Source organism: Mesorhizobium sp. B2-4-14, from assembly GCF_006442155.1.
In the GTDB taxonomy this organism is placed as follows: Bacteria; Pseudomonadota; Alphaproteobacteria; order Rhizobiales; family Rhizobiaceae; genus Mesorhizobium.
Genome location: NZ_VFVA01000026.1, coordinates 26,000 through 52,411 on the forward strand (window position 1 = coordinate 26,000; position 26,412 = coordinate 52,411).

The 26,412-nt window shown below is 63.2% G+C and carries 23 protein-coding genes, 1 pseudogene and 1 riboswitch; of the genes and pseudogenes, 10 read left to right on the forward strand and 14 right to left on the reverse strand.

Annotated features, from left to right (window positions below; translation table 11 throughout):
• Positions 1–70: 70 nt before the first annotated feature.
• Entirely contained in the window at positions 71–952 is an 882-nt protein-coding gene (locus tag FJ938_RS20955; RefSeq protein WP_140610141.1) for a CoA ester lyase, read from the reverse strand.
• Positions 952–1,404 (reverse strand): MaoC family dehydratase, encoded by a 453-nt coding sequence (locus tag FJ938_RS20960; RefSeq protein ID WP_140610140.1) that lies wholly within the window; start codon positions 1,402–1,404, stop codon positions 952–954. The genes FJ938_RS20955 and FJ938_RS20960 overlap by 1 nt, the downstream gene beginning before the upstream one ends.
• Positions 1,405–1,557: 153 nt before the next feature.
• On the opposite strand from FJ938_RS20960, the gene FJ938_RS20965 reads away from it, so the two are divergent.
• Positions 1,558–2,682, forward strand: coding sequence for a DUF2336 domain-containing protein (locus FJ938_RS20965; protein WP_140696968.1), 1,125 nt, complete (start codon positions 1,558–1,560; stop codon positions 2,680–2,682).
• Between the two features lie 87 nt (positions 2,683–2,769).
• Here the strand turns inward: FJ938_RS20965 and FJ938_RS20970 are convergent, their stop codons facing one another.
• Both FJ938_RS20970 and parE read right to left on the reverse strand, forming a co-directional pair.
• Positions 2,770–4,836 (reverse strand): FUSC family protein, encoded by a 2,067-nt coding sequence (locus FJ938_RS20970; RefSeq protein ID WP_140696971.1) that lies wholly within the window; start codon positions 4,834–4,836, stop codon positions 2,770–2,772.
• Positions 4,837–4,881: 45 nt separating this feature from the next.
• Positions 4,882–6,936, reverse strand: a complete 2,055-nt coding sequence (gene parE, locus FJ938_RS20975; protein WP_140610137.1) for a DNA topoisomerase IV subunit B — start codon at positions 6,934–6,936, stop codon at positions 4,882–4,884.
• Positions 6,937–7,173: 237 nt separating this feature from the next.
• Here parE and cpaB point away from each other — a divergent pair, with 237 nt between their 5' ends.
• The 7 genes from cpaB (at position 7,174) to FJ938_RS21010 (ending at position 14,484) form a co-directional block, all read left to right on the forward strand.
• Positions 7,174–8,100: a Flp pilus assembly protein CpaB gene (cpaB, locus tag FJ938_RS20980; protein ID WP_246671504.1), complete on the forward strand. Its 927-nt coding sequence runs from the start codon at positions 7,174–7,176 to the stop codon at positions 8,098–8,100.
• 30 nt (positions 8,101–8,130) lie between these two features.
• Positions 8,131–9,570: a type II and III secretion system protein family protein gene (locus tag FJ938_RS20985; RefSeq protein ID WP_140610136.1), complete on the forward strand. Its 1,440-nt coding sequence runs from the start codon at positions 8,131–8,133 to the stop codon at positions 9,568–9,570.
• 4 nt (positions 9,571–9,574) lie between these two features.
• Entirely contained in the window at positions 9,575–9,844 is a 270-nt protein-coding gene (locus tag FJ938_RS20990; protein ID WP_140610135.1) for a hypothetical protein, read from the forward strand.
• A 67-nt stretch (positions 9,845–9,911) separates the two neighbouring features.
• On the forward strand, positions 9,912–11,126 hold the full coding sequence (locus FJ938_RS20995) for a response regulator/pilus assembly protein (protein WP_140610134.1): 1,215 nt from the start codon (positions 9,912–9,914) through the stop codon (positions 11,124–11,126).
• Complete coding sequence (locus FJ938_RS21000; protein WP_140610133.1) at positions 11,123–12,544, forward strand: CpaF family protein; 1,422 nt, start codon at positions 11,123–11,125, stop codon at positions 12,542–12,544. The genes FJ938_RS20995 and FJ938_RS21000 overlap by 4 nt, the downstream gene beginning before the upstream one ends.
• 4 nt (positions 12,545–12,548) lie before the next feature.
• A complete protein-coding gene (locus FJ938_RS21005) occupies positions 12,549–13,514 on the forward strand; it encodes a type II secretion system F family protein (protein ID WP_140610132.1) in 966 nt (321 codons plus the stop codon).
• A gap of 1 nt (position 13,515) precedes the next feature.
• The gene (locus tag FJ938_RS21010) at positions 13,516–14,484 is read left to right on the forward strand and encodes a type II secretion system F family protein (RefSeq protein WP_140610131.1); all 969 of its coding nucleotides are present in this window, start codon (positions 13,516–13,518) and stop codon (positions 14,482–14,484) included.
• A 32-nt stretch (positions 14,485–14,516) separates the two neighbouring features.
• On the opposite strand, the gene FJ938_RS29575 is transcribed toward FJ938_RS21010, so the two are convergent.
• Complete coding sequence (locus tag FJ938_RS29575) at positions 14,517–14,873, reverse strand: hypothetical protein (protein WP_181168914.1); 357 nt, start codon at positions 14,871–14,873, stop codon at positions 14,517–14,519.
• 150 nt (positions 14,874–15,023) lie between these two features.
• Between FJ938_RS29575 and FJ938_RS21020 the strand changes: the two genes are divergently transcribed.
• On the forward strand, positions 15,024–15,497 hold the full coding sequence (locus FJ938_RS21020; RefSeq protein ID WP_140696974.1) for a tetratricopeptide repeat protein: 474 nt from the start codon (positions 15,024–15,026) through the stop codon (positions 15,495–15,497).
• A gap of 56 nt (positions 15,498–15,553) precedes the next feature.
• On the opposite strand, the gene gcvP is transcribed toward FJ938_RS21020, so the two are convergent.
• The 3 genes from gcvP to gcvT are packed head-to-tail and all read right to left on the reverse strand — an operon-like array spanning position 15,554 to position 19,854.
• The gene (gcvP, locus tag FJ938_RS21025; RefSeq protein ID WP_140696977.1) at positions 15,554–18,364 is read right to left on the reverse strand and encodes an aminomethyl-transferring glycine dehydrogenase; all 2,811 of its coding nucleotides are present in this window, start codon (positions 18,362–18,364) and stop codon (positions 15,554–15,556) included.
• 16 nt (positions 18,365–18,380) lie between these two features.
• Positions 18,381–18,749: a glycine cleavage system protein GcvH gene (gene gcvH / locus FJ938_RS21030; protein ID WP_140696981.1), complete on the reverse strand. Its 369-nt coding sequence runs from the start codon at positions 18,747–18,749 to the stop codon at positions 18,381–18,383.
• Positions 18,750–18,753: 4 nt separating this feature from the next.
• Positions 18,754–19,854 carry a glycine cleavage system aminomethyltransferase GcvT gene (gcvT, locus tag FJ938_RS21035; RefSeq protein WP_140696984.1) on the reverse strand — a complete coding sequence of 367 codons (1,101 nt, stop codon included), beginning with the start codon at positions 19,852–19,854 and terminating at the stop codon, positions 18,754–18,756.
• Between the two features lie 149 nt (positions 19,855–20,003).
• Positions 20,004–20,090, reverse strand: a riboswitch (glycine riboswitch).
• 217 nt (positions 20,091–20,307) lie between these two features.
• Between gcvT and FJ938_RS21040 the strand changes: the two are divergent.
• Positions 20,308–21,308, forward strand: a pseudogene (locus FJ938_RS21040) (hypothetical protein).
• A 50-nt stretch (positions 21,309–21,358) separates the two neighbouring features.
• Here FJ938_RS21040 and FJ938_RS21045 read toward each other — a convergent pair.
• The 6 genes from FJ938_RS21045 to FJ938_RS21070 all read right to left on the reverse strand — a co-directional run bounded on the left by FJ938_RS21045 (position 21,359) and on the right by FJ938_RS21070 (position 26,290).
• On the reverse strand, positions 21,359–22,150 hold the full coding sequence (locus tag FJ938_RS21045; protein WP_140696987.1) for a molybdopterin-binding protein: 792 nt from the start codon (positions 22,148–22,150) through the stop codon (positions 21,359–21,361).
• A 1-nt stretch (position 22,151) separates the two neighbouring features.
• Positions 22,152–23,033: a cytochrome b/b6 domain-containing protein gene (locus tag FJ938_RS21050; RefSeq protein ID WP_140696990.1), complete on the reverse strand. Its 882-nt coding sequence runs from the start codon at positions 23,031–23,033 to the stop codon at positions 22,152–22,154.
• A gap of 92 nt (positions 23,034–23,125) precedes the next feature.
• Complete coding sequence (locus tag FJ938_RS21055; RefSeq protein WP_140696993.1) at positions 23,126–23,806, reverse strand: DUF1345 domain-containing protein; 681 nt, start codon at positions 23,804–23,806, stop codon at positions 23,126–23,128.
• Between the two features lie 192 nt (positions 23,807–23,998).
• Entirely contained in the window at positions 23,999–24,466 is a 468-nt protein-coding gene (locus FJ938_RS21060) for a YaiI/YqxD family protein (protein ID WP_140696996.1), read from the reverse strand.
• A 61-nt stretch (positions 24,467–24,527) separates the two neighbouring features.
• Positions 24,528–25,097, reverse strand: a complete 570-nt coding sequence (gene gfa, locus FJ938_RS21065; protein WP_140696999.1) for an S-(hydroxymethyl)glutathione synthase — start codon at positions 25,095–25,097, stop codon at positions 24,528–24,530.
• Between the two features lie 65 nt (positions 25,098–25,162).
• Positions 25,163–26,290 (reverse strand): S-(hydroxymethyl)glutathione dehydrogenase/class III alcohol dehydrogenase, encoded by a 1,128-nt coding sequence (locus tag FJ938_RS21070; protein ID WP_140693774.1) that lies wholly within the window; start codon positions 26,288–26,290, stop codon positions 25,163–25,165.
• Between the last annotated feature and the right edge of the window lie 122 nt (positions 26,291–26,412).

A 26,412-nucleotide genomic window follows, 5' to 3' on the forward strand; every position in this document is an offset into this window, starting at 1 on the left:
AATCACAGCGCGTTGACGGCATTCGGTCGCCGAGCTGTCAAGGCGGCGCGCATGGTAGCGATTGGCGCGTCTAGGCGGAAATCCCCGCCGCCCTCGCGCGTGCCAGAAGCCGCTCGGCGAGCCGCAGATGAGGACGGTCGAACATTTTGCCGTCGATGCCGACGACGCCTGGATTTCCGGCAGCCGCGAACGCCGCGACGATCGCCGCCGACTGTTTCACCGCCTCGGACGATGGCGTGAAGGCGGCATTGATGACGGGCACCTGATCGGGGTGGATCGCCATCTTTCCCGTAAAGCCGTCACGCTCGGCTTCGGCGCATTCCGCGCCGAAGGCTGCCATGTCGCGAAAATTCGGGAAAACGGTGTCGATCGCCGCGACTTCCGCGGCGCCGGCCGCCAGGATGGTCGTCAGGCGGGCGTGGCGGAACACGTCGGTGTAGCGGCCGTGCCCGTCGCGGGCTGAGCGAGCGCCGATCGCCGCCGAGAGGTCTTCCGCGCCCCAGGTGAGGCCGGCGAGCCGCGCGCTCGCGCCGGCATAAGTCGCCGCGGCAAGCACGCCAGCCGGGGTTTCGGTGATGATCGGCAGGATCTTGATGGAGCCGTCGGGCAGGCCGTTCTCCGCCTCGCGAACCCTGAGCTTTGCCGAGAGCTGCTGGACGTCCTGCCCGCTGTTGGACTTGGGCAGCATGATGCCGTCCGGTCGCGCCGGGATGAGCGCGCCAAGATCATCATCCGTCAGTGCGCTCGCCAGATCGTTGACCCTGATATAGATCGCCGAGCCGGTTTGCCCCCGGCGTTCGGCGACAAAGCGCGCCGCGACCTCTCGCGCCGTTGCCTTGTTGTGCGGGGCCACGGAGTCCTCGAGATCGATGATCACCACATCGGCGTCGGCGCCAAATCCCTTTTCCAGCTTGCGCTCGGAATCACCGGGGACAAACAGCAGCGAGCGCATCAGGTGGTCTTCTTCAGCATCATCGCCTGCCTGGCGCATTTGGCGACCAGATCACCATGCTGATTATAGGCGCGGTGTTCGAATTCGACGATGCCGCGATCGGGCTTCGACTTGGACTCGCGTACCGAGACGACCGTTGTCTCGACGCGGATGGTGTCGCCGTGGAAGACCGGATGCGGAAACACCGTTTCCTTCATACCGAGATTGGCGACCGTCGTGCCCACCGTGATATCGTTGACCGAGATGCCGATCATCAGACCGAGCGTGAACAGCGAGTTGACCAGCGGCTTGCCCCATTCGCTTTTCGCAGCGAAATCGAAGTCGATATGCAACGGTTGCGGGTTCAACGTCATCACCGAAAACAGCATGTTGTCGCTCTCGGTCACGGTCTTGCGCAGCGTGTGCTGGAAGACGTGGCCGACGACAAACTCCTCGAGGTATAGTCCGGCCATTCTCCGTCTCCTGCGCTGTCTGACGGTTGATAGGCGCTGCATCCGGCGCTCGCAAGCCAGTTAATGAACATGGTGAACGGTTCGTAAACCATTTCTGCCTACCGTCTGCACGGGGCTGGGAAACCTTCCGGCAAGGGGGCGTTGGCAGGCGGCATGGTTGTTGTTTCGCATTTCCTGAAATGGATCTACACGGCCAGGGTGTCGGAGCGCGCCGCGGCGGCCAATGCGTTGGCCCGGGCCTATGTCAATTCCGAATTGCCGTTCGAGGACCGCTGCGCCGCCGAAGCGGCGCTGACGCTGCTGCTCGACGATGCCTCGTCGAAAGTGCGGCTGAAAATGGCCGAAGCGCTTTCGATGAGCCACCACGCGCCGCTGCAGATCATCAGTGCGCTGGCGTCCGACCAGCCGGAGGTGGCCGGCGTCGTGCTGGCGCGCTCACCGCTGCTCACCGACGCCGATCTGATCAACCGCGTCGCGGCGAGCCCGAAGGCAACGCAGAAGCTGATTGCCGACCGTCCCCTCGTCTCGATGGCGCTGGCGGCGGCCATTGCCGAGATCGGCGAGGCGGAAGCTTGCGCTGTCCTGCTTGCCAACAGCGGTGCCGACATCGCTTCGCTGAGCTTCCGCCGCATGGCCGAACGCCACGGGCATCTCCCGCAGGTGCGAGAAGCGCTGATATCGGATGCCCGCCTGCCTGCCGACTGCCGGCACATGCTGCTCGTCAAGCTCGGCGAGACATTGAAGACGTCGCCGCTGGTCATGGCCCTGATGGGCGCCGCGCGTGCCGACCGCGTCATGCGCGATGCCTGCGTCAAGGCCTCGGTGACGCTGATCGAGGGCACGCGGCAGGAAGAGCACGCGGCGCTGATCGAGCACCTCAGGCTGCGCGGCGATCTCACGGCGAGCTTCCTCATCCGCACCATCGCGCATGGCAAAGTCGATTTCTTCGGTTCCACGCTGGTCGCGCTCGGCCAGCAGTCCGAGCAGCGGGTGAGAGCGCTGCTGGCAGGCGGGCATGATGTGGCTTTGCAAGCGTTGTTCCGTAGCGCCGGCCTCGCCGTCTGCACGCATGCGATCATCCTGCGTGCGCTGAAAATCTGGCGGGAGGTCGCCAATGGCAGGCGCATTGCCGGCGTGCAGGAAGTCAGCTGGCTCATGCTCAAGGAATTGGGCGGGCAATCCGCGGAAGGCGATCTTGCCGCCCTGGTCAAGTCGATCCATCTCGACGCGCTGCGCGAGAACGCACGCGGCCATGCGCTGGCGATCGCGGCGGCTTAGGGCGGTTCAGATGGAATCGCTGACCCCGCTCTAATTCTTTTTTCTGCGCAATTCAGGAAAACCGCTGCGCACTTTTCCTGAATTGCTCTAGCCTCGGTCTTTCGCGAAGAAATCGGGAAAATCCTCGATCGCGGCGGCGATGATGCGCAGCGAGGCTGCGATCTGCAGCATTTCACCGGCGCTGCTTCGCTGTGTGATCATGGCCGCATACTGTCTGGCGACGGTCACGGTTGAAGTCTGCGGCTCGCCTGGCCGCCGGAACAACAGCTCGCGCGCCAGTCCGCGCAGAAAATTCGAGATCGAGAGGGTCGTTTCGGCTGCCAAGGTGGAACTTTGCAGCGCGTGACGCAGGCGCAGGATTTCGACGCCAACGGTGACACCGGCTATGCTGCCGTCCAGAACCGCATCGCCTTTTTTTCCAATGCGCTGCGTCTGCGACATCAGTTGATTCACCCGATCATAGGCGAGACTCTCGAAAGCGGTGCGTCTTGGCACGCGCTCATGCAAGCAGAGGCGCGCCAGGTCTTCGCGCATCACACGCACGATGCGGTTGACGAAGATCCACGGATCGGAGGGCAACACAACGATGAAAACACCGATTGCCAGCAGGATGCCAACCAGGATCGATGCGCAACCCGCCAGGAAAGGCCCGGGATCATAGGTCATCGCCTGATGCGGGCTGAGGAAAGCCAGGAAGTTGATGGCAAAGGCCGTCGCCACGCCAACATAGCGCGGATTGGCCATCGCCAGCGCGGCAGGCACCAGGATCGGCACGACGAAGATCATGAACCAGCCGAAGCCGGGCAAAGCGGGCAAGGCGATCTGACCGACAAGGAAGGCAAAGGGCAGGGCCAGCAAGGTGCCCTTGAAAAAGCCCCAGGCCACTTGCACCGGATCGGGGCGGGCGGCGAACAGGCTGGAGACGACGGAGACCAGGATGACCGTGCCCGCGGCTTCCGACCATTTCGTCGTCAGCCAGAAGGCCGCGACCAGCAAGGTGGCGAGTGCCGCGCGCACAGCGTTGCGCGAGGCCGCATGGTAGTCGCGGTGTACCACCAGCGCCGGCTGCTTGCGCACACGGGCGGCGCGCGGGGCTGGCGCACGCAACGCGTCGAGGCCGCGCAGCACCTGCTTCAAGGCTTCCGCGAAATCGGCGGCGATGGTCAGGCGAGTGATGGTGCCGAGCCTCTCATCACCTTGCCCATCCGGCATGTCCGGCATCTGCCGTGCCTTGGCGGCGATGGTATCGAGCCGCACCACCCACGGCGTGGTGTCCTCGAGAGCGCCTGGTTTGCCTGCGAGTTCCCTGACCAGGGTATGCAGGTCGGCGCGCACGGGAATGAGCGCCGCGTTCTTTGGCGCGGCATGGGCATGCAGTGCGCGCGCGGCCGACAGAGCGGACAGAAGCTGGCCGATGGTGCGCCGGACCGGATGCGCGCGGGTCGCCAGGCTCGGCGCCTCCAGCCTTGCATAGACGCGCATTTCACCAAGTATCTCCGCTTCGGCGATCAGCTTTCGGTGAAGATCGGCCAAGACCGCGCTGTCGCGGCCGGAAAATGCACCGCCCGCATAAATGGCAAGGTCGAGAATGGAGCGCTTCAGCCTTTCGATGATGGCATCGCCCGCCAGCTTCGGCAGGATCAGCCGGCTGGTCACGCCGGCGCAGACTATGCCCAGCACGATTTCAGCGCAGCGTGCGACCGCCAGATCGACCACGAGATGGGGTTGGCCGAAAGCCGGCAGGCCAATGATCATCGCGGTGTAGCCGGCAAGCGCCGCGCCATAGGCCTCGGGATTGCGCAGCAGCGACGAGACGAAGGTGCTGATGCCGATCCAGACGGCAAGCACGGTCACCAGCAGCCACGGATTGGAGCCGAAGACCGTGGTGATGGCGATTGCCGCTAATCCGCCCGCCAATGTGCCGAGCAGGCGGTAGAAGCCTTTGGCCAGCACCATGCCCGCGACCGGCTGGGCAACGATGAACACCGTCATCATCGCCCACTGCGGATGGTCGAGCTTGAGGGCGTAGGCGGCCAGCAGCGCGATCAGGCCGGCCGAAACGGTTCTAAGGGCGAAGATCCAGTCCGAGCGCGTGGGTCGCGTCAGGTCGGCGAACCGTGTCCCGAGATAATCTTTCAGCCGCGCCCCGATCACATGTTCGACTCCGTACCCGCACGGACAAGGTAGAGCAGGGGGCGCTCAGATATCCAGCACTTCCGTTTCGGCGAATTCGGCACGTTCCTGGATGAAGCGGAAGCGAGCCTCCGGCTTGGTGCCCATCAGCGCGTCGACCGCGTCCTTGGTCGCCGCCTCGGCATCGATCACATCGACCCGCAGAAGCGTGCGCTTCCTCGGATCCATGGTGGTCTCCTTGAGCTGCGAGGCCATCATTTCACCCAGGCCCTTGAAACGGCCGAGCTCGACCTTGCCGCGTCCGGTGAATTCAGTGCGCAGGAGCTCGTCCTTGTGCGCGTCGTTGCGGGCATAGGCCACCTTGCCACCTTGCCTGATCGAGTAAAGCGGCGGCACCGCCAGATAGAGGTGACCGCCACGCACCAGCGCCGGCATCTCCTGATAGAAGAAGGTGATCAGCAGAGAGGCGATGTGGGCGCCGTCGACGTCGGCGTCGGTCATGATGATGACGCGGTCGTAGCGCAAATCCTCGTCGCGATACTTGGAGCGCGTGCCGCAGCCGAGCGCTTGGATCAGGTCCGATATCTGCTGGTTGGCGGCCAGCTTGTCATTGCCGGCGCTGGCGACGTTGAGGATCTTGCCGCGCAACGGCAGCACTGCCTGGCTGGCCCGGTCGCGCGCCTGCTTGGCCGAGCCACCGGCGGAATCGCCTTCGACGATGAAGAGTTCCGCACCGGCGGCGGCGTTCTGCGTGCAGTCGGCGAGTTTGCCCGGCAGCCGCAGCTTGCGCACCGCGCTCTTGCGCGACACTTCCTTTTCCTGGCGGCGGCGTACGCGCTCGTCGGCGCGAGCGATCACCCATTCGAGCAGCTTCGAGGCTTCCTGCGGATTGTCGGCCAGCCAATGGTCGAAGGGATCGCGGATCGCGGTCTCGACGATCCGGATCGCCTCGATCGTCGCCAGCCTGTCCTTGGTCTGGCCAACGAATTCCGGTTCGCGGATGAACACCGAAAGCATGCCCGCCGCCGAGATCATCACGTCTTCCGAGGTGACGATCGAGGCGCGTTTGTTACCGACAAGATCGGCATAGGCGCGCAGGCCGCGCGTCAGCACGTTACGGAAGCCGGCCTCGTGGGTGCCGCCTTCGCCGGTCGGGATGGTGTTGCAGTAGGAATTGATGAAGCCGTCGCCGCCGAACCAGGTCACCGCCCATTCGAGCGAGCCATGGCCTCCTTGCCTGTCGCTCTTGCCAGAGAAGATTTCCCGCGTCACCTGAAATTCGTCGCCGAGCGACGCCTTGAGGTAGTCCTTGAGGCCGCCAGGGAAATGGAATTCCGCCTTGGCCGGCGTCTGATCCTTTTCCTTGATCAGCGAGGGGTCACAGGTCCAGCGGATCTCTACACCGCCAAACAAATAGGCTTTCGAACGCGTCATGCGGTAGAGCCGCGCCGGTTCGAACGCCGCGCCCTTGCCGAAGATCTGCTCGTCGGGATGGAAGCGGATCCTGGTGCCGCGCCGGTTGTGCACTTCACCGAGATGCTCAAGGCCACTCACCGGAATGCCGCGCGAAAAGCGCTGGCGGTAGAGCTGCCGGCCACGCGCGACCTCGACCTCGAGATGGTCCGACAGCGCGTTGACGACGGAAACGCCGACGCCATGCAGGCCGCCTGACGTCTCATAGACCTTCGAGTCGAACTTGCCGCCCGAATGCAGCGTCGTCATGATCACTTCGAGCGCGGGCTTCTTGTATTTCGGGTGCGGGTCGACCGGGATGCCGCGGCCATTGTCGGTGACGGTGAGAAAGCCATCGGCCGAGAGTTCGACATCGATGAAGGTGGCGTGGCCGGCAACCGCCTCGTCCATTGAGTTGTCGATGACTTCGGCGAACAGGTGGTGCATGGCCTTGTCGTCGGTGCCGCCAATATACATGCCTGGCCGACGACGCACCGGCTCCAGACCTTCCAGCACCTCGATATCGGCGGCGCTGTAGCCCTCGCTGCCGTCCTTGGACGCCGCCGGGCGTTTTGCCGCCTGGACCAGCGGATCCGCCGGGCGCGCGGCCGCCCGAACCGGCTGCGGCTGCTTGTCCATATTGGCGAAGAGATCGTTGTTTTCGTCCATGCCTGCCATAGAGTCCGATGCTGCGAATCACCCGTCGATACTGCCACGCTTTTCAGCGCCAAGCGACGGAGGTTCCTGTTACGTTCGGGGGTCTAGCCCCTCTTATCCTAAAACCATTCGATAACCAAGCGGCCGGAAATAGATCAAATGCGGCCGTGCGGGATACCTGATTCTTTAACAATGCCGCCTAGCGTGAGCCCAACATAACAAGAAACTGCGGGCATCAGGGGTTTCGGCGTGAAGGGCAAGGCCATAACGATGATCGGCATCGCCGCCGTTTTCGGCGCGATCTCGATCTTTGCCGCGGATTTCTGGGTAAAGAGCCAGGCCAAGGCCGATGTCGGGGAAAAGACGGCGTCGATCGCCACTCCAGCGCCGCCCAGGATCGAATTCAAGACCATCGTCGTGGCGAACGCGCCGTTGCGTTACGGCATGGAGATCGACCGCGCCAAGCTCAGCGAAATTCCGTGGCCGCAGGATTCCCTGCCGCAGGGCGCCTTTGCCACCGTCGACGGATTGCTCGGCGAAGGCGGCCGCGTGGTGCTGTCACCGATCGAGGTCAACGAGCCGGTGCTGCTGGCCAAGCTGTCGGGACCAAACGGCCGTGCGACGCTCTCCAACATGCTTGCGCCCGGAATGCGGGCGGTCACCATCCGGACCGACGAGATCGCCGGCGTCGGTGGCTTCGTCACGCCGGGCGACCGGGTCGATGTCGTGCTGACACGCGATGCCGGCGCAATCCAGGAAGTGGCCAAGAATGCCCAAGGGGCTGCAGGTTCGACCGTCACCTCCGAAATCGTCGTCGCCGATGCCAAGGTGCTCAGCGTCGGCCAGGGCGCCGACGAGCGTCAGACGACGCCGCAGGTGGCCAATTCCGTGACCATCCAGGTGACGACCGATGGCGCGCAGAAAGTGGCGCTTGCCCGCACCGTCGGCACGTTGTCGCTGTCGCTGCGGTCGGCCAGCGAAGGCGGTGACGGCAATGGCGGCGTCACCACCATTTCCTCCTTCGGCGGATCGGTGGCGTCCAAGACCGAGGCGGCGGCCGGCTCGCTGTTCGACGCGGTGGCCAAGGAGCCTGAGAAGCCGACATTCAAGACGGTCATCGTGACACGCGGCACACAGGCCGAGGAATATCAGGTTCCTTCGCGGGACCAGAAATAAAGGCCGGTGGGGACCGGACGAGACGGGACAATGTTGATGCGTACGCTATATCGAATGACGGCTCGGCGGCACTTCGTGCGCGCCTTGGCGATGGTCGCCTCGCTGGCCGCGAGCGGAGTGCTCGCTTTACCCGGCGCCGCCAGGGCGGACAACGATGTCGTCTACGTCTCGTCGACCAGGAATGCATCGATCAAGGTCGCCAAGGGCAAGCCCAAGACGATCATGACGAGTGCTGCCTTCTACCAGATCGTTATCGGCGATCCGGAGATCGCCAACGTCAATCCACTGACCGACAAGTCTTTCTATGTGCTCGGCAACAATCTCGGCACCACCGGTATCGCGCTGTTCGACGACAAGAAGCAGCTGGTCGGCACCATCGACATCGAGGTGACGCTCGACACCGACCAGCTGGCGAGCACGATCCGCGCCAGCGTGCCGGATGCCAAGATCAAGGTCGGCTCGGCCAATGGCCGTGTCGTGCTGTCGGGCGAGGCGGATGACGCGGTCGCCGCCGAAAAGGCAAACAAGATCGCCACCCGCTTCTCCGGCAAGGAAGAAGTGATCAATTCGGTCAACATCTCATCGTCGCAGCAGGTCCAGCTCAACGTCCGCTTCGTCGAGATCAACCGCCAGGCAGGTCAGGATCTCGGCGCCAAATACAGCGCCAACTTTGCCTACGGCTTTGGTGGACGCGATGTTTCGCTTGACCCCGGGGCGGTGCCGGCGGCAGGAACCGGTGAAGCCATCGGCCGGCTGCTGTCCAACGGCGTCTCGATCGACATCGCCATCAAGGCCCTGGAAGAGCGCGGCCTTGCCCGACGCCTCGCGGAACCAAACCTTATTGCCCGGTCCGGCGAGACGGCGAGCTTCCTGGCCGGCGGCGAATTTCCGATCCCGGTTTCGGAGGACAATGGCAAGATCTCGGTCAGCTACAAGAAATATGGCGTCAGCCTCGACTTCACGCCGACCGTGCTCAAGGACGGGCTCGTGAGCCTCGACATCGCGCCGGAAGTATCCTCCATCGATGCGTCGGCCTCCTACAATATCGGCAACATTTCGGTGCCCGGTTTCATCGTTCGCCGCGCCAAGACGTCGGTCGACCTGAAGAACGGCCAGAGCTTCATGATCGCGGGACTGCTGCAGTCGCAGAACGACATCACCACCTCGCGCATTCCAGGCCTCGGCAAGATGCCGGTGCTCGGACCGCTGTTCTCGTCTAAATCGTATCAGCGGCGCGAGACAGACCTCGTCATCATCGTCACGCCCTACCTGGTCAAGCCCGTCGATCCGTCGAAGAAGATGGCCGGGCCGACGGACGGCACTCAACCGGCCAGCAACGTCGACTACTTTCTCAACAACACCGAGGAGGTGAAGGGGGCGAACAACGGCCGTGCGCTGGCGTTGGCCGATGGCAGCGCCGCGCGGACGGCCACCACGGTCGGTCATTTCCTCGACCTGCCGAAGGATTGAAGCGATGCGTGTGATCCTGAGAGCAAGCATCGCGTTGCTTCTTGCCGGTATCGCCGCCGGCTGCACCAGCGACGACTATGTGCGCAGCGAAGGTCCGACGACAGGCGCCGGCGAAGCGCAGGCCGCCAACACGGTCATGCAGATGGTCGATCCGTGGAAGTACGGTGTCCAGAACACCAGACTCCTCGTGCCGGCCAAGCGCGGTGATGCCGCCCCCGTCACATCCGATCAGGCGGCTGGCGCGAAGACGGCGCAGACAAGCACAAGTGACTGATTCAGGCGGGCAACTGATTCAGGCGGGCAACTGATCCAGGCGGGGATCGACTTCACAGGCGGCGAGAATGGCAAACGGCATCAAGACCAAGAAGATCCTGCTCGTATCGACGGACAGCACCTTCGTGCAGGACACACGCACCGCATTCGCCGCCTCCGAGGTCATCCAGCTCTCGACGGTGGAAAAGAATGTCACCGAATTGCGCGGCGAGATCCAGGAAACCGACTTCGGCGCCATCATCGTCGATATGGACGCGGCGAAGCTGGAGGAGATCGAATCGCTGCAGCGCGTCATGCGCAGGCTGGAGGGCAAGGCCCCGGTGGTCGTCGTCACCCAGGAGTTCAACGCCGCCGCCGTCCGCATCCTGGTGCAGCTCAAGGTCGCGGACTTTCTCGTCAAGCCGATCACCACGGCCGACCTGGTGCGATCGGTCGTGCGGGCACTGCAAGGGCCGGGGCGCGAGGAAAACACCGAGTCGCAGATCTACACCTTTATGCCGGCCGCGGGCGGTGTCGGCACCACGACGTTGGCGCTGCAGACGGCATTCCAGCTGCATCACTCGGTGACGCGCGGCGCCTCGACCTGCGTGGTCGACCTCAATTTCCAGCAGGGCGCCTGCGCGGAATATCTCGACCTCGAGCCGCGTTTCGACATCACCGAGATCGAGAACCAGCCCGAACGCCTCGACCGGCAACTCCTCGACGTGATGCTCTCGAAACATGCCAGCGGACTTTGCGTGCTGGCGGCGCCGACGCACCCATCGGAGATGCGTTCCTTCAAGACCGATGTCGTGGTGCGCATGCTGGACCTCGTTTCGGCCTATTTCGACAATGTCGTCATTGACATGCCGCGCACCTGGTTTCCGTGGACGGAAACGGTGCTGCTCGGCTCCAACAAGCTCTACATCGTCGCCGAAATGACGGTGCCGTGCCTGCGCCACACGCAAAGGCTGATCCAGGCCGTCTACGAGACCGCCGGCAAGGAGGTGAAGCCCAACGTCATCGTCAATCGCTTCGAGCAGAAGATGTTCGACAATGGCATCAAGCAGGCGGATGTCCAGGAAATCCTCGGCGAGCATTTCGTCGGCGGCATCGCCAACAACTACCGGCTGGTGCGCGAGGCGGTCGACCGTGGCGTGCCGTTGCACGAGATCGACGCCAATGCCAACGTGGTCAATGATTTGAAGAAGATCATCCTGCCGGAGGAGGCAGTCGCGACCGCCAGCAAGTCGAAGTCGCTCTTCGGTCTCGGCAGGGGCCTTTTGAAGAGGAGGGCCGGATGACCAGCCGTTTTTCCACCCTGCAGAACCGCGATGCGCGGCCGCAGCGTTCGTCCGAAACAACGCCGGTCGCGCATCACGCGGTGGTGATCCCGACAAGCCGAAAAGCTTTACCGGTAAAACCCGAGGTCGCCCCGGCAAAGAACGCCAACAGGGTGCTCGATGCCCGCATACGCATTCATCGGATGCTGCTCGAGGAAATCAACCTTGTCGCCCTGGAGCGCTTGCCGAAGGAGGAAATGCGGCGGCAGGTGCATGATTTCGTGTCGGAAAAAACCCGCCAGGAGCGGATGGCGATCAACACCGCCGAACTTGACGCGCTGGTGGACGACATCGTCGACGAGATGGTTGGCCTGGGCCCGCTGGAGCCGCTGCTCAAGGATCCCGACATCAACGACATCCTGATCAACGGCCACCAGAACTGTTTCGTCGAGAAGAAGGGCAAGCTGCAGCAGGTGCACATTCCGTTCAAGGATGAGGCGCATCTGCTTAGAATCATTAACAAGATCGTCGCGGCCGTCGGCCGGCGCGTCGATGAATCGCAGCCGATGGTCGATGCTCGCATGCTGGATGGGTCGCGTTTCAACGCTGCCATCCGCCCGGTTGGCGTCGACGGGCCGCTGGTGTCGATCCGCAAATTCTCCAAGAACAAGCTTGGCCTGCACAAGCTGGTCGAATTCGGCGCCATCACACAGAACATGGCCGAAGTGCTGGCCGCGGCGGTCCATGCCCGCAAGACGACGATCATTTCCGGCGGCACCGGCACCGGCAAGACAACGATGCTCAATGCACTGTCGGCCTTCATCCCGGAAGACGAGCGGCTGATCACCATCGAGGATGCCGCCGAGCTTCAGCTGCAGCAGCCGCATGTCGCTCGCATGGAGACGCGACCTGCCAACATCGAGGGCCATGGCGAACTGAAGCAACGCGATCTCGTCAAAAACGCGCTGCGCATGCGTCCTGACCGCGTCATCCTCGGCGAGTGCCGCGGCGAGGAGGCGTTCGACATGTTGCAGGCGATGAACACCGGCCATGAAGGATCGATGGCGACCATCCATGCCAACACGCCGCGCGATGCCATTTCGCGCCTCGAACAGATGCTGGGCATGACCGGCATGCCGATGACGGTCCAGTCGATCCGCAGTCAGATCGCCAGCGCCATCGATATCATCGTGCAGTTGACCCGGCTTTCCGACGGCAAGCGCAAGGTGACAAGCGTTGCGGAAGTGACCGGCATGGAAGGCGACGTCATCCAGATGCAGGAGATCTTCCGCTTCGTGCGCACCGGCATGGATGCCGACGGCGGAATTCTCGGCTATTTCGAAGCGACCGGCATCCGGCCGCGCTTCCTCGAGGACCTGCGCGCCATGGGCATCGAATTTCCCGGGCGCTATTTCGAACCCGGCCGGCCGCAGGAGTAGCCAGGTGTTCGACGGATTCAGCGCGATCTACGTCGTCTATGCCGGAGCCGCACTGACCGGCATCCTGATCGCCGAGGCCTGTTATCTTCTTTACGCTGGCCGCAGCGACAAGCGCGCCGCCATCAACCGGCGCATGAAGCTGCAGGAAAACAAGATCAGCCAGGAACAGGTGCTGATCCAGCTGCGCAAGGAGCGCGGCCTCGATGCCGGCACGTCGCTGTTCTCGCCGGACCGATTCCGTGCCCTGCGCACACAGTCGGGCATGATTATGCCGCTGTCGAAATTCCTGACGATCACCTGCGGCGTGGCGATGGCCGCGGCCCTGGTCGCCATCTGGTATGGGTTGCCGCCGCTCATGGGGCTCATCCTGTTCTTCGTGCTGGCGCCTCTGCTGCCGGTGGTCGCGATGCGCTTCATGCGTAAACGGCGGCACAAACGTTTCGGCATGCAGCTGCCGGAGGCGCTGGAGCTGATCACGCGTGGCCTCAAGGCCGGCCATCCGGTGCCGGTGGCCATCGCCATGGTGTCGCGCGAGATGCCCGATCCGATCGGCACCGAGTTCGGTGTCGTTGCCGATGAGGTGACCTACGGCTCCGATCTGGTTTCGGCGTTGAACAACCTGTTCGATCGCGTGGGGCACGAAGACCTGCCGCTGTTCGTCACCGCCGTCTCGATCCAGTCCAGTTCGGGCGGCAATCTGCGTGAAATCCTCGACGGCCTGTCGTTGACAATACGCGAGCGCGGCAAGCTGCGACGCAAGGTGCGCGCCATTTCGACCGAAGGCCGCCTGTCCGCCTACATCCTGACGGCGATACCGGCGCTTTTGTTTGCCGCCATCATGGCGTTGATGCCGGGGTTCTACAGGGACGTCTGGGGGGTGCCGAAAACCTGGTACATGCTTGGCGGGTCGGTTACCTGGCTGATGCTGGGCAATCTGATTATGTTCAAGATGTCGAATTTCAGGTTCTGACATGCGCGGTTTCATCGAATTCCTGGCCTCGCTTGCGCCGACCTCCTTGATCCCGGTGGCCGTTGCGCTTCTGGCCGTGGGTGTTGTCGCGGTCGCCTGGCCGATGGTGGTTGCCAAGGGTGATCGCAATGACGTGAAGCGCCGCCTCAAGGTTGACGACAGTCGCGCGGCCGCGAAGCCCGAGCCGGTGCAGAAGAAGAACGCCGGCGTCGTGCGCGAGAAGGCGGTGAAACGGGCACAGGAATTCTACGCCAAGAGCGATCCGGAAAATGTTGCCCGGCTGCGCATGAAGCTGATCCAGGCGGGCTACATGGAGCCGCGCGCCGTCGGCATGTTCTTCCTCATTCGCTTCGCGGCACTGGTGGGTGCCGCGACGGGAGCCTTTGTGATCAACCGCTGGATGGCCAGCGCCGACGCGACGATGGCCAGCCGCTGGGCGTTCGTCATCCTGACGGGCGTGGCCGGCTACTTCCTGCCCGGCCTGGTGCTGAGCCAGAAAGTGCGGGAGAAGATGCGCGAATACCGCAACGGCTTTCCTGACTTCATGGACCTGTTGATCGTCTGCTCGGATGCGGGCATGAGCATGGAGGCGGGCGTCGAGCGCGTTTCGAAGGAACTCGCCAAGACCTATCCCGCGCTCAGCCAGAATCTGCAGCTGGTGTCGCTGGAATTGAGGGCCGGCCGCAGCCTCGACGACGCGCTGAAGGCGCTCGCCGATCGCCTCAGCCTGGACGAGGTGCGTTCTTTCGCGACGCTGCTGCAGCAGTCGAAGGAACTCGGCACCAGCCTGTCGGGAGCGCTTCGGGTCTTCTCCGACGAAATGCGTCATAAGCGCATGTCGCTGGCTGAGGAGAAGGCACATGCCTTGCCGGCCAAGATGTCGGTGCCGGTCACGGTGTGCATTCTGCCGGTGGTGCTGATGATCGCGATCATTCCGATCATCGTCAAATTGACGGGCGGGCACTATTAGATGTGTCGGCTTGAGTTCAGGTCGGCCTGAACTCAATCCAGCGTGTCCGCGGAGCAATCCACAAGCATGGCGTTCGCGATCAAGGCCAAAATTGCCAACCCCGGCGCGACGACATTCGCCTTCGCCGCGCGAAAGACGATGTATGGCGGCAAGCATGTCGCCGAGGGCGATGCGATTTTCCTATTCGCCGGCGAGAATGAGGCGGCCAGGGCCTTGTCGCGCGCGGCATCGTCACATCCGTCGAAGCGGTCGCGCCAAAGCCCGGCATTGCCCGGCAGACGCCGCGCGTAAGCCTGGCCATCGAACGAATCGCGCAGGCGAAGCGACCGCTGGGCCGAGCCGAACTCAAACGTCTCACCAACTGGAATGACGGTCAGCCGGGTTGCCACCGTCCCGTTGTTTGGCCGGCACCTGGTGGTGGTTAATGGCCGGTTTTTCGGAGACCGAATCTTAGCTGCATTTCGGCACCGAAGCTTAACCGCTGTGCTGTAGTGTCCTTGCTGAAGAACGACCCGACAAATCGGGCGACGGGGCAGGGCATGCGTCAGGGAAATTTTGCGGCGGCGGCCACCATGGCGGTCGTCCTTATGATCACCGGGTGTACGACGAACAACAACGTCGACACGACCAAGACTACGGCCATTCAGCCCGCGGCAAAAAACATCGACACCTCCGATCTGGCACAGGGCAAAGCGCAGTTTCGCGACGCCAATTATGGTCTGGCCGAACAGCATTTCCGCAAGGCCGTCGAATTGAAGGCCGACAGTGCGGAGGCCTGGATGGGGCTTGCCGCATCCTATGACGAGCTCGGCCGCTTCGACTTCGCCGACCGCGCCTACGACCAGCTCCTGAAAGTCGCCGGCCGCCGGCCGCAGATCGTCAACAATATGGGCTATTCGCAACTATTGCGCGGCAACAAGAAGAAAGCCAGGGCGCTGCTGCTCGAGGCCAAGGCCGGCATGGCCGATCCGACGGTTGTCAACGCAAATCTCGCCTTGCTGAACAAGGGCTGATGGGCAAGGCCGAGCCGGTCAAGCCGGCCTTGCGTTCGGCTTAGGCCGAGAGACTACTATTCGGCCGCACCCAGATAGTCCGACAGCGGCGGGCAGGAGCAGACGAGATTGCGGTCGCCCGCGACATTGTCGATGCGCGACACCGGCGGCCAGTATTTTGCGGCGGTATCCACGTTGCCCGCGGGATAGACCGCCTCCAGCCGCGAATAGGGATGGGTCCACGTGCCGGCCAGCGCCTCGGCGGCAGTGTGCGGCGCGTTGACCAGCGGGTTGTCGGCCAAGGGCCATTCGCCCTTTGCTACCTTCGCCGCTTCGCCGGCGATCGCGATCAAGGCCTCGCAGAAGCGATCGAGTTCACCTTTCGGCTCGGATTCCGTCGGCTCGACCATCAGCGTGCCGGCGACCGGGAACGACATGGTCGGTGCATGGAAGCCATAGTCGATCAGCCGTTTGGCGATGTCATCGACGCTGATGCCCGCGCTCTCCTTGAGCACGCGGGTGTCGAGGATGCATTCATGAGCGATACGATCGCTCCTGCCCTTGTAAAGAAGCGGGAAGTACGACGCGAGCCGCGTCGCCACATAATTGGCCGAGATTATGGCGGTCTCCGTCGCCTGCCTGAGACCGGAAGCGCCCATCATGCGGATGTACATCCAGGTGATCGGCAGGATGGAAGCACTGCCGAACGGTGCGGCCGACACGGCATGGCCTGAGCCTTCGGTAATATGGCCCGGCAGATAGGGTTTCAGATGCGCCTTGACGCCGATCGGGCCGACGCCGGGACCGCCGCCGCCATGCGGGATGCAGAACGTCTTGTGCAGGTTCATGTGGCAGACGTCGGCGCCGATGTCGCCGGGGCGGGCGAGGCCGACCAGGGCGTTGAGGTTGGCTCCATCGAAATAGACCTGGGCACCATGCTCGTGGATAAGGGCGCAGAGGTGGCGCGCGCCTTCCTCGTAGACGCCATGCGTCGAGGGATAGGTGAACATCAGCGCCGCGAGATTCCTGGAATGCTCGTTGGCCTTGGCCCTGAGATCGTCCATGTCGATATTGCCGTCCTCGGTGCAGCGCACCACGACAACGCTCATGCCCGCCATCGCCGCGCTGGCAGGATTGGTGCCATGCGCGGAGGACGGGATCAGGCAGACCGTGCGATGGCCTTCGCCACGCGAGCGGTGATAGGCGCGGATGGCCAGCAGCCCGGCATATTCGCCTTGGCTGCCGGCATTGGGCTGCAGGCTTACCGCGTCGAAGCCGGTGATCTCCGACAGCCAGTTCTCAAGATCGCCGACCATGGCGCGATAGCCCGCCGAATGGCTGGCCGGCGCGAAAGGGTGCAAATTGGCGACGCTTGGCCAGCTCACCGGCATCATCTCGGCCGCGGCATTGAGCTTCATGGTGCAGGAGCCGAGCGGGATCATGGCGCGATCGAGCGCAAGATCCTTGTCGGCCAACCGGCGCAGAAAGCGCATCATTTCGGTTTCCGAATGATTTTCGTGGAACACCGGCTGGGTGAGAAACTCCTTGCCGCGTCCTTTTCCAGGCATGCTGCCGTCGACAGCGCCGGCTGCCTTGGCGCCGAACAGCGCGGCGATCGCCTCCAGATCGGCTTCGGTCGAGGTTTCGTCGAAGTTGATGCCGACATGGTCGGCGTCGATGACGCGCAGCAGCCGGCCGGTTTCTTCGGCGGCCGTGGCGATCGCTTTCGCCTTGCCCTTCATCTCAACCGTCACCGTGTCGAAGCGGCTTGTGCCGAGCACGGGCAGGCCAGCGGCCTTCAGGCCCGCTGCAAGGCGGTTGGCGAGCCCATGGATGCGGCCGGCAATCGCCTGCAGCCCGGCGGGGCCGTGCCAGATCGCGTAGGCGGTCGCCATGTTGGCGAGCAGTGCCTGTGCGGTGCAGATGTTGGACGTCGCCTTGTCGCGGCGGATGTGCTGTTCGCGTGTCTGCAAGGCAAGCCGATAGCCGGGCCGGCCCTTGCTGTCGGTCGACTGGCCGACGAGGCGGCCGGGCATCAGCCGCGTCAGTCTGTCGGAAACGGCGCAGTAGGCGGCATGGGGGCCGCCAAAGCCCATCGGCACACCAAAGCGCTGCATGGGGCCGACGGCAATGTCGGCGCCGAGTTTCGCCGGCGCGTCGGTGAGCGTCAGGCCAAGCGGATCGGCGATGAACACGACAACTGCGCCGGTCGCGCGGGCCTTCTCGATCGCGGCCTTATGGTCGCCATAGACGCCGAACGTATCCGGCCAGGAGACGAGCAGGGCGGCGGTGTTGTCGTCGATCGTCTCGCCGTCGACCTCGATGCCGAGCGGCTCGGCGCGCGTGCGCACAACATCCAGCGTCTGCGGATGCGGTGTGCCAGCAAGCGCCACCTTGGTGCGCTTGTCGCGATGGTGGCGCAAGGCAATACCGACGGCTTCGGCCACCGCCGTTGCCTCATCGAGCAGCGAGGCTGACGCGACCGGCAGGCCGGTCAGCTCGGTGACCAAGGTCTGGAAATTGAACAGCATCTCCAGCCGGCCCTGGCTGATCTCCGCCTGGTAAGGGGTATAGGCCGTGTACCAGGCCGGGTTCTCGAGCAGATTGCGCTGGATGACCGGCGGCACGTGGACGCCATGGTAGCCGGCGCCAATGAAGCTCTTCAGCACCGTGTTCCTGGCCATGGTCGCCGACAATTCGGCCAGCGCTTCGGCTTCGCTGGCCGGCGCGGGCAGGGCCAGCGGCTGGTCGAGGCGGATCGATCTTGGCACGGCCTGGCTGATCAGCGTTTCCACGGAAGGAACGCCGATGACGGCCAGCATGGCTCTGACGTCATTGATGCCGGGGCCGATATGGCGGGCGAAAAAGGGGGTAGGTGCTGCGGTCATTTTTATCGTCCTGCTATCAGCCGATATGGGCTTTGTAGGCGGTCTCGTCCATGAGGCCGGCAAGTTGGCTTTCATCGGCGAGCCTCATCTTCCACAGCCAGCCGGCGCCGGTGGCCGCCGAATTGACTAGCGACGGGTCGGACGACAGCGTGCCGTTGGCCTCGGTGATTTCGCCGTCGACCGGCGCGTACACGTCGGAGGCGGCCTTGACGGATTCGACCACGACCGCGGTATCGCCCTTGGCAAGCTTCCGGCCGGTCTCGGGCAGTTCGACGAAAACGAGGTCACCGAGCTGCTCCTGCGCGTAGTCGGTGATGCCGACGGTGGCGATGCCACCCTCGACGCTGAGCCATTCGTGATCGGCGGTGAAATAGGTCTTTGCCATGAGATTATCCTTTGCGGTAGCGATGAGGCGTGAAGGGCAGGGAACTGACGTCGACAGGGATTTTCGTGCCGCGCACGTCGGCGAAAATCCGTGTTCCGGGCTTTGCCAGCGGCGCCACGACATAGCCCATGGCGACCGGATGGCTGGCCGAGGGGCCGAAGCCGCCCGACGTCACATGGCCGGCAGGATGGCCGTCGGCGTCAAACAGCGCCGCGCCGGCGCGCACCGGCTGGCGTCCTTCCGGCTTCAGCCCGACGCGCTTTTGCGCCGGGCCGCGTTCCACGGCGGCGCGCAAGGCATCGGCGCCGATAAAGGCGCCGGAAGCCCTGATCTCCTTCGGAATAGCCCACATCAGCGCCGCCGCGGCGGGGTCTGTCTCCGGTGTGATGTCCTGGCCATGCAGGCAAAGTCCGGCTTCCAGCCGCAGGCTGTCGCGCGCGGCAAGACCGATCCAGAGCACGCGCTCATCTTCCAGCAGCTTCGCGACGAGGTCGCGCGCGTCGGGCTCCGGCAGGCCGATCTCGAAACCATCCTCGCCGGTATAGCCGGACCGGCTCATGAACCAGTTCTTCCTGGGTTCGACACCGTGCATGAACAGCAATGAGCCGGTTTCGATCCCGGCACGGGACAGCGCTGCCCAGGCCTCGGGCCCCTGGATGGCCAGGAAGACGCGGTCGAGCGGCTCGACCATGGCGTCGAAACCGGCTGCAAGTTCGCGCAGGTGCTTTTCGTCAGCGACGGCGTTGCCGGCATTGGCGACCACCATGAAGCGATCGGCGCCGAGCCGGGTAACGATCAGGTCGTCGAGAATGCCGCCGGCTTCGTTGAGGAAGAACGTCAGTTTGGATTGCGAAATTTCGAGCGCGCCGGCATCCAGCGGGCAGGCGCGGTCGAGCAGCGCAACGGCTTGCGGCCCACTGACCTCGAACAGTTTCATGTGCGAGATGTCGAAGAGACCCGCGTGCTCGCGGGTATGCAGATGTTCCTTCATGACGCCGGCCGGGTAGGTCAGCGGCATCGACCAGCCTGCAAAGGCGCCGAAGCGCGCGCCTGCGGCCGTGTGGATATCCTCAAGGGGGAGGTGTTTATCGTTGTCGCCCGTCATGTCGTCTCCAGAGTCGCACGCAATCGGCCGCGAATGGCGACCAGTCCGTGCCCCTCTGTCTGAAGCCTGAGAGACTCGCGCAGCCGGAACTCTGTCAGCGGCGCTTACACCTTCGGCGCGGGGGCAAGCCCCGACTTTCCAGAGTGTCTTTCCCGTCCACGGTTCTTTTGCCTGAGAGATTTCGGGCGATTTCCCCTTCGGCGGCAGCTCTCGCTGCTCTCTCCCGCAAACAGGTAGGACTCAAAGCCTGAGTCCTCGACGCGCCATCCATAGCCCGTCGGCGACACCTTGTCACCTCCCAGCGACATCTAAAGCGCGAAGCGCTGAACGGGTTTGGGCGATGCGCTTCGGGTATTTGTTCCGATGCGGCAAGCCTTCGCTAACCACACCGTTTGCCGGTTTTTCAAGACACTCCTGATATAGCAGGCTGATGTGAGGCGGATGGGGCGACGAATGGGCGGATCAATCATGAGCGCGCGGGTGGCGGGGCTGACATCAAAGATTAGCATTACTCCACAGGATGTCGTGATGCTGCGCCGCGACGTGTTCGCCGATGGTGTGGTCACGCGCGGCGAGGCCGAGGCCTTGTTCGCGCTCGACCAGACGGCGCGGGACAAATGCGCGGAGTGGGCGCCATTCTTTGTCGAGGCGGTGACCGATTACATCGTCCATCAGGAAAGGCCAGAGGGCTACATCTCGCAGGACAACGCCGACTGGCTGATCCGCACGATCTCGCGAGACGGCATGGTCGACAGCCGGACCGAACTCGAATTGCTGGTCCATGTGCTGGAAGAGGCGAAATCATCGCCGGACCGGCTTTGCGTTTATGCCCTGGAGCAGGTCGCCCACGCCGTTGTCGACGGCAAGGGGCCGCTGATGCTGGGCGGTGCGCTGGTCCCCGGACTGGTCGCCAAGGCGGAAGTCGACCTGCTGCGCCGCATCCTCTATGCCCATGGCGGTGACGGCAACATCGCCATTACCCGCGGCGAGGCCGAGGTGCTGTTCAGGATCAATGAACAGACCGCCCAAGCCAACAACGATCCTTCCTGGAACGAGTTGTTCGTCAAGGCAATCGCCAACTTCGTCATGTGCTCGGCCGGCTATGAAGCGCCGACTCGTGACGTGGCTTTGCGCCAGGAAACTTTCCTTGAGCATGCGGATGTGGAAATCGGCGGCTTCTTCAACCGCATGGTCTCCGGTGGCCTTGCCGGCATCATCGAGGCCTACCGGTCCCCGGATGACATCGAAGCCGAATGGGAGGCGAAGAACAGGGCAGCGGAGGCCTTGGCCCGGCGCGCCGAAACGATCGATGCCGGCGAAGCCAAATGGCTGGTCGAGCATATCGGGCTGAATCGGCCCCTTACGAAAACGAGCGCGCATTGCTGACCCTGATCAAGCATGCCTCGCCGGAGATTCATCCAGCTCTAAAGCCGCTGCTCGAAAAGGTTGCTTGAGTATTGGCTGTTAAGCCGTCGATGTCAGGCCACTATTCTCTCTCTGACTGTCAAATACCACCATACCAGTCGTAGCCATTGTCTTCCCAATAGCCGCCGCGGCCGCCCCCGACGCCGGCGAAACCGTCGACCAGTTCGATCCTGGAGAGATATTTCGGCATCTTGTAGCCAAGCTGGCGCTCGACGCGGACGCGCAGCGGCGCGCCATTCTCGACCGGCAAGGGTTTGCCATTCAGGCCGTAGGCAAGGATCGTCTGCGGATGGCGAGCGTCGATCAGATCAATCGTGCCGTAATATTTCACGTCGCCGGACAGGCCGCGGTCGATCGTGTCGAGGCAATGGAACATCACGTAGCGCGCCTGCGGCTTGACGACGGCCTGGTCCAGCACCAGCGACAATGGTGTGCCGGTCCATTTGGCGATGCAGCTCCAGCCCTCGACGCAGTCGTGACGCGTGATCTGGGTGCGGCTCGGCATGTTCTGCAACTGCTCACGGCTGAGCGACAGCGGCTTCTCGACAAGGCCTGAAACCTCCAATCGCCAGTCGGCGAAATTGTTGGCGAGAAGGCCCTTGTAGATATCGTCATCCGGCGCGGTGACACCGTTCGGCCGCTGCGGCTGGCGGATGTCGGCTTCCGTGAATTCCGGCGCCAGCCTATCGCGTCCGGCGAGCAGGCGTTGCGCGCGGTACGTCAGGCCATTTGCGTTCTCGAGGAAACCGCGCAGGCCGCCGCCGATGCCGAGCTGACTGTCGAAGGCGTCGCAACCCGACAGCATGATGCCGGAGGCGCCAAGGCTCGCGGCGGTCAGAAACTTGCGGCGGCTGATTTCGAATTTTGCCATGTCACGCACTCCTCTCGGCGGGTTTGTCGTCATGCACTGGGGGATCAGTGCGGTACCAGCCGGTGATGATGGAACGCAGCTCGTTGATCGGTCCGGCGGCGAGGATCATCAGGATGTGGATAACGAAGAAGGCGACCAGCAGCGCCATGACGGTGAAATGGATGGTGCGCGCCGTCTGCCGACCACCGAGCAGGTCGTTGAGGAACGGCAGTACTGAGTTCATGCTGGGCGACATCGCAAGACCGGTGATGACCATCAGCGGCAGCAGAACAAAGAGGACGCCGCCATAGGCCATCTTCTGCAGAGTGTTGTATTCGCGCGTGTGGTGGAACTTCAGCCTGGCATGATCAACGATGTCCTGTGGCAAGCGCTTGAGGTCGTCGAGGCGCGGGGTGAGATCCCGCCGGATATGGCCGTTGATCAAGCTGGCGACCAGCCAGACGATCAAGGTCGTCGTCAGGATCCAGGCGAAGAAGAAGTGGACGACGCGGGCCGTTCCGAGATCATAGTAGGAGGGGATGGTCGCCCAGGAAGGGAAACCGCGTGCTGTCTCGCTACCGGCCGGACCTGACCAGCCGAGAACGCCAGTCGTGTCGAAGCGGTGCCCGAAGATCGCGGTGTAGCCGCGTGGGCCAGCATTGGTGTTCTCGGCGCCGATCTCGAAGATAGTGTTGTTGTAGCCAAAGCCGGATTGCTTGCCGATATAGAGCTGCGGCCGGGCATTGAAGATCTGCAGGCCGGAAAGCAGCATGAAGAACAGCGAGATGGCCCAGATCCAGTGCGTCAGTCGCGTCCAGCGCGACTGACGGTAGATCAGCGTCTTGTCACCCGAAGCGGGAACGCGCGTTCCAATTTCGGATTGGCTTCTGGCAAGGGGTTCCATCTTGTCTCATCTCCCTTGGGCGCGACCTGCGCGTCCATTGTCCTCCTGATACGTCGCGATCCAAACCGATGTTTCATCCGATCACGGATTTATTACGAACCGCCCAGGCTGACGGCGAGGTTGACGGCGGCAGCGACGATGACGGTGTTGAAGAAGAACGACAGGATCGAGTGGGCAAGCACGACCCGGCGCATATGCGTCGTCGAGATGTTGGTGTCGGCGGTCTGCGCGGTCATGCCAATGACGGTGGAGAAATAGAGGAAATCCCAGCCTTCCGGCCTTTTTTCGCCGGGAAACAGCAGGCCCCCGACGGGGATTTTCTTCTTGGTTCCGGCATCGACTTCTTCGCCGTCCATCCAGTAGACATGGGCATAGTGGAGCGCGGCCATGGCATGGATGGTGAACCAGCCGAGCGGGATCGACAGCAGCGCGAAGCCAAGCTCGATGGGATGGCCTTTGTCCTTCTGGTTGATCAACAGGAACAATGAGATGATGGCGAGGCCGACGACGACGAGCGTGACCGCGAAGATAACCAGCACTGGCTGATCGGTGGCGCGCGCATTCTTGCTGAGATAAGTGCCGCTGAACTTCGGCATCTGGGCGACGACCAGTATGACATAGGCGGCAAAGAAGGCGTTGGCACCGATCGAATAGGCAAGCGGGGCATGTAGGAGCAACGCCACAAGGAACGCAAAGACACCGATACACGCCGACATTACAAACAGCATGTGCCGCTGCATCGGCTTCTTGATTGGAGGCGTTTCGGCGGCCATGGCGGTCTCCACCCTGGATGGCGCTCTGCTTCTAGAACAGTTCACCGTTTCACCGAAACGGCGAATCGCTAATTCTTGTTTTGACGCAATTCCGGACGGAAAACCGCTGCGCACTTTTGCTGGAATTGCTTTGTCTCTTGTTTGACGCAATTCCGGACGGAAAACCGCTATGCACTTTTCCTGGAATTGCTTTTAGCTGGGTGTGGCGGATTTCAGCGCGCGCCGCAAGATACGGTCGAGCTCGCCAAGGAACCGGGACCGATCCTGGGGCGCAAAGCTTGCATTGTAGCCCTTGCTTTCGCCTGTCTCGCGCAAATGCTGCTTGAGGTCGCGCATGGCAACCGCCATGCCGATCGTTTCCGGCGTGAAGGGACGTCCGGTGGGCCCAAGCACATGCGCACCAAGCGCTACCGAGCGGGCGGCAAGCGGAATATCCGCTGTCACCACAATATCGTTGGGCTTTGCGTTCTCGACGATCCAGTCATCGGCGGCGTCGGCGCCCTTCGACACCACGACGTTGCGGATCATCGGGTCGCGTGATGGACGCAGGCCGCCATTGGAGACATGGGTGACGACGATGCCATGGCGGTCGGCGACTTTCTCGACCTCGGCCTTGACCGGGCATGCGTCGGCATCGACGTAGATGGCGGGTGCGGACATTGTCACTCCAGGACGTGCGGGGCCGGAAACATATCCGGCCCCGCACGGAATTTCACAGCAATCATGCCGGCAGGGCGCCAGACCTCTTGGCCATCCAGGTGGCCATGTAGTCCATCAGCCCGGGATTGAGGCAATCATAGGGTTCGAGCCCGATCGACTTCAGTTGGCCGCGAATGCCGTCCATACGACCCGGATCGACACCGGATTCGATGATCGAGGAGACAAAGGCGGTGAAGCCCGGCGGCGACCAGCCATCCTCCTCGAAGCGCTCGGGGTGGATGAAGGTCAGGCCCTTGAACGGATGATCGCGCTCGACCGGCCCGTGCATGTGGACACCGCAGCCGGTGCAGGCATGGCGCTGGATGAGCGCTGCCGGGTCGACCACCTTGAGCTTGTCGCCGTTCTCGGTGACGGTGACATCGCCAGTGCCGGCAACCGCGACCACCGAGAATACGGCGCCTTCGGGCTTCCAGCATTTGGTGCAGCCGCAAGCATGATTGTGCGCGATCTGGCCCTTGACCTTCACCTTCACCGGATTGCTGGTGCAAAGGCAGACCAGCGTGCCGCCGGCAAAGCTCGCACTTTCCTTGGGCAGCCCATTGTCGATTTTCGGATGCAGTTTCTCCGCCATTTCTTCTCCTCCCAGGTTTCGCCACAGAGGTCGCTGGCCGGTTGGCTGGCGGCGTGTGACTGTCTTCAGTAAACGACGACGCTTCGGATCGACTTGCCCTCATGCATGAGGTCGAACCCCTTGTTGATGTCCTCGAGCTTCAGCGTGTGGGTGATCATCGGGTCGATCTGGATCTTGCCGTCCATGTACCAGTCGACGATTTTGGGCACGTCGGTGCGGCCGCGCGCGCCGCCGAAGGCGGTGCCCATCCAGCTGCGGCCGGTGACCAGCTGGAACGGCCGCGTCGAGATCTCCTGGCCGGCACCGGCGACGCCGATGACGACCGACTTGCCCCAGCCGCGGTGCGAGGCTTCCAGCGCCTGGCGCATCACCTTGGTGTTGCCGGTGCAGTCGAAGGTGTAGTCGGCGCCGCCGATCTGGTCGGCACCGCGCTTGGTCATGTTGACGAGGTAAGGCACGATGTCGCCGTCGATCTCCTTTGGATTGACGAAATGCGTCATGCCGAAGCGCTCGCCCCATTCCTTCTTGTCGTTGTTCAGGTCGACGCCGATGATCATGTCGGCGCCGGCAAGCTTCAGGCCCTGGATGACGTTGAGGCCGATGCCGCCGAGGCCGAAGACGACGGCGGTGGCGCCTTGCTCGACCTTGGCCGTGTTGATGACGGCGCCGATACCGGTGGTCACCCCGCAGCCGATATAGCAGATCTTGTCGAAGGGGGCGTCGGGGTTGACCTTGGCGACCGCGATCTCTGGCAGCACGGTGAAGTTGGAAAAGGTCGAGCAGCCCATATAGTGGAAGATCTTGTCCTTGCCGATGGAAAAGCGCGACGAGCCGTCGGGCATCAGGCCTTGTCCCTGGGTGGCGCGGATGGCGGTGCAGAGGTTGGTTTTCCTGGACAGGCAGGACGGGCACTGCCGGCATTCGGGCGTATAGAGCGGGATGACGTGATCGCCCTTCCTGACCGAGGTGACACCCTTGCCGACATCGACCACGACACCGGCGCCCTCATGGCCGAGAATGGCCGGGAAGATGCCTTCGGGATCGGCGCCCGACAGGGTGAACTCGTCGGTGTGGCAGATGCCCGTCGCCTTGATCTCGACCAGCACCTCGCCGGGCTGAGGACCGTCGAGGTCGACCTCCATGATCTCCAGCGGCTTTCCGGCGGCGACAGCGACAGCGGCGCGCGTTTTCATCAGGCAATTCCTCCAAAGGCGATTTTTGCGCACGCTTTCAGGTTTTGCCTCGACGATCAACTGCTAGCTGGTTGCACACTTGGGCCAGCACGCAGAATTTTATTCCCTAACCGATTGAAAGG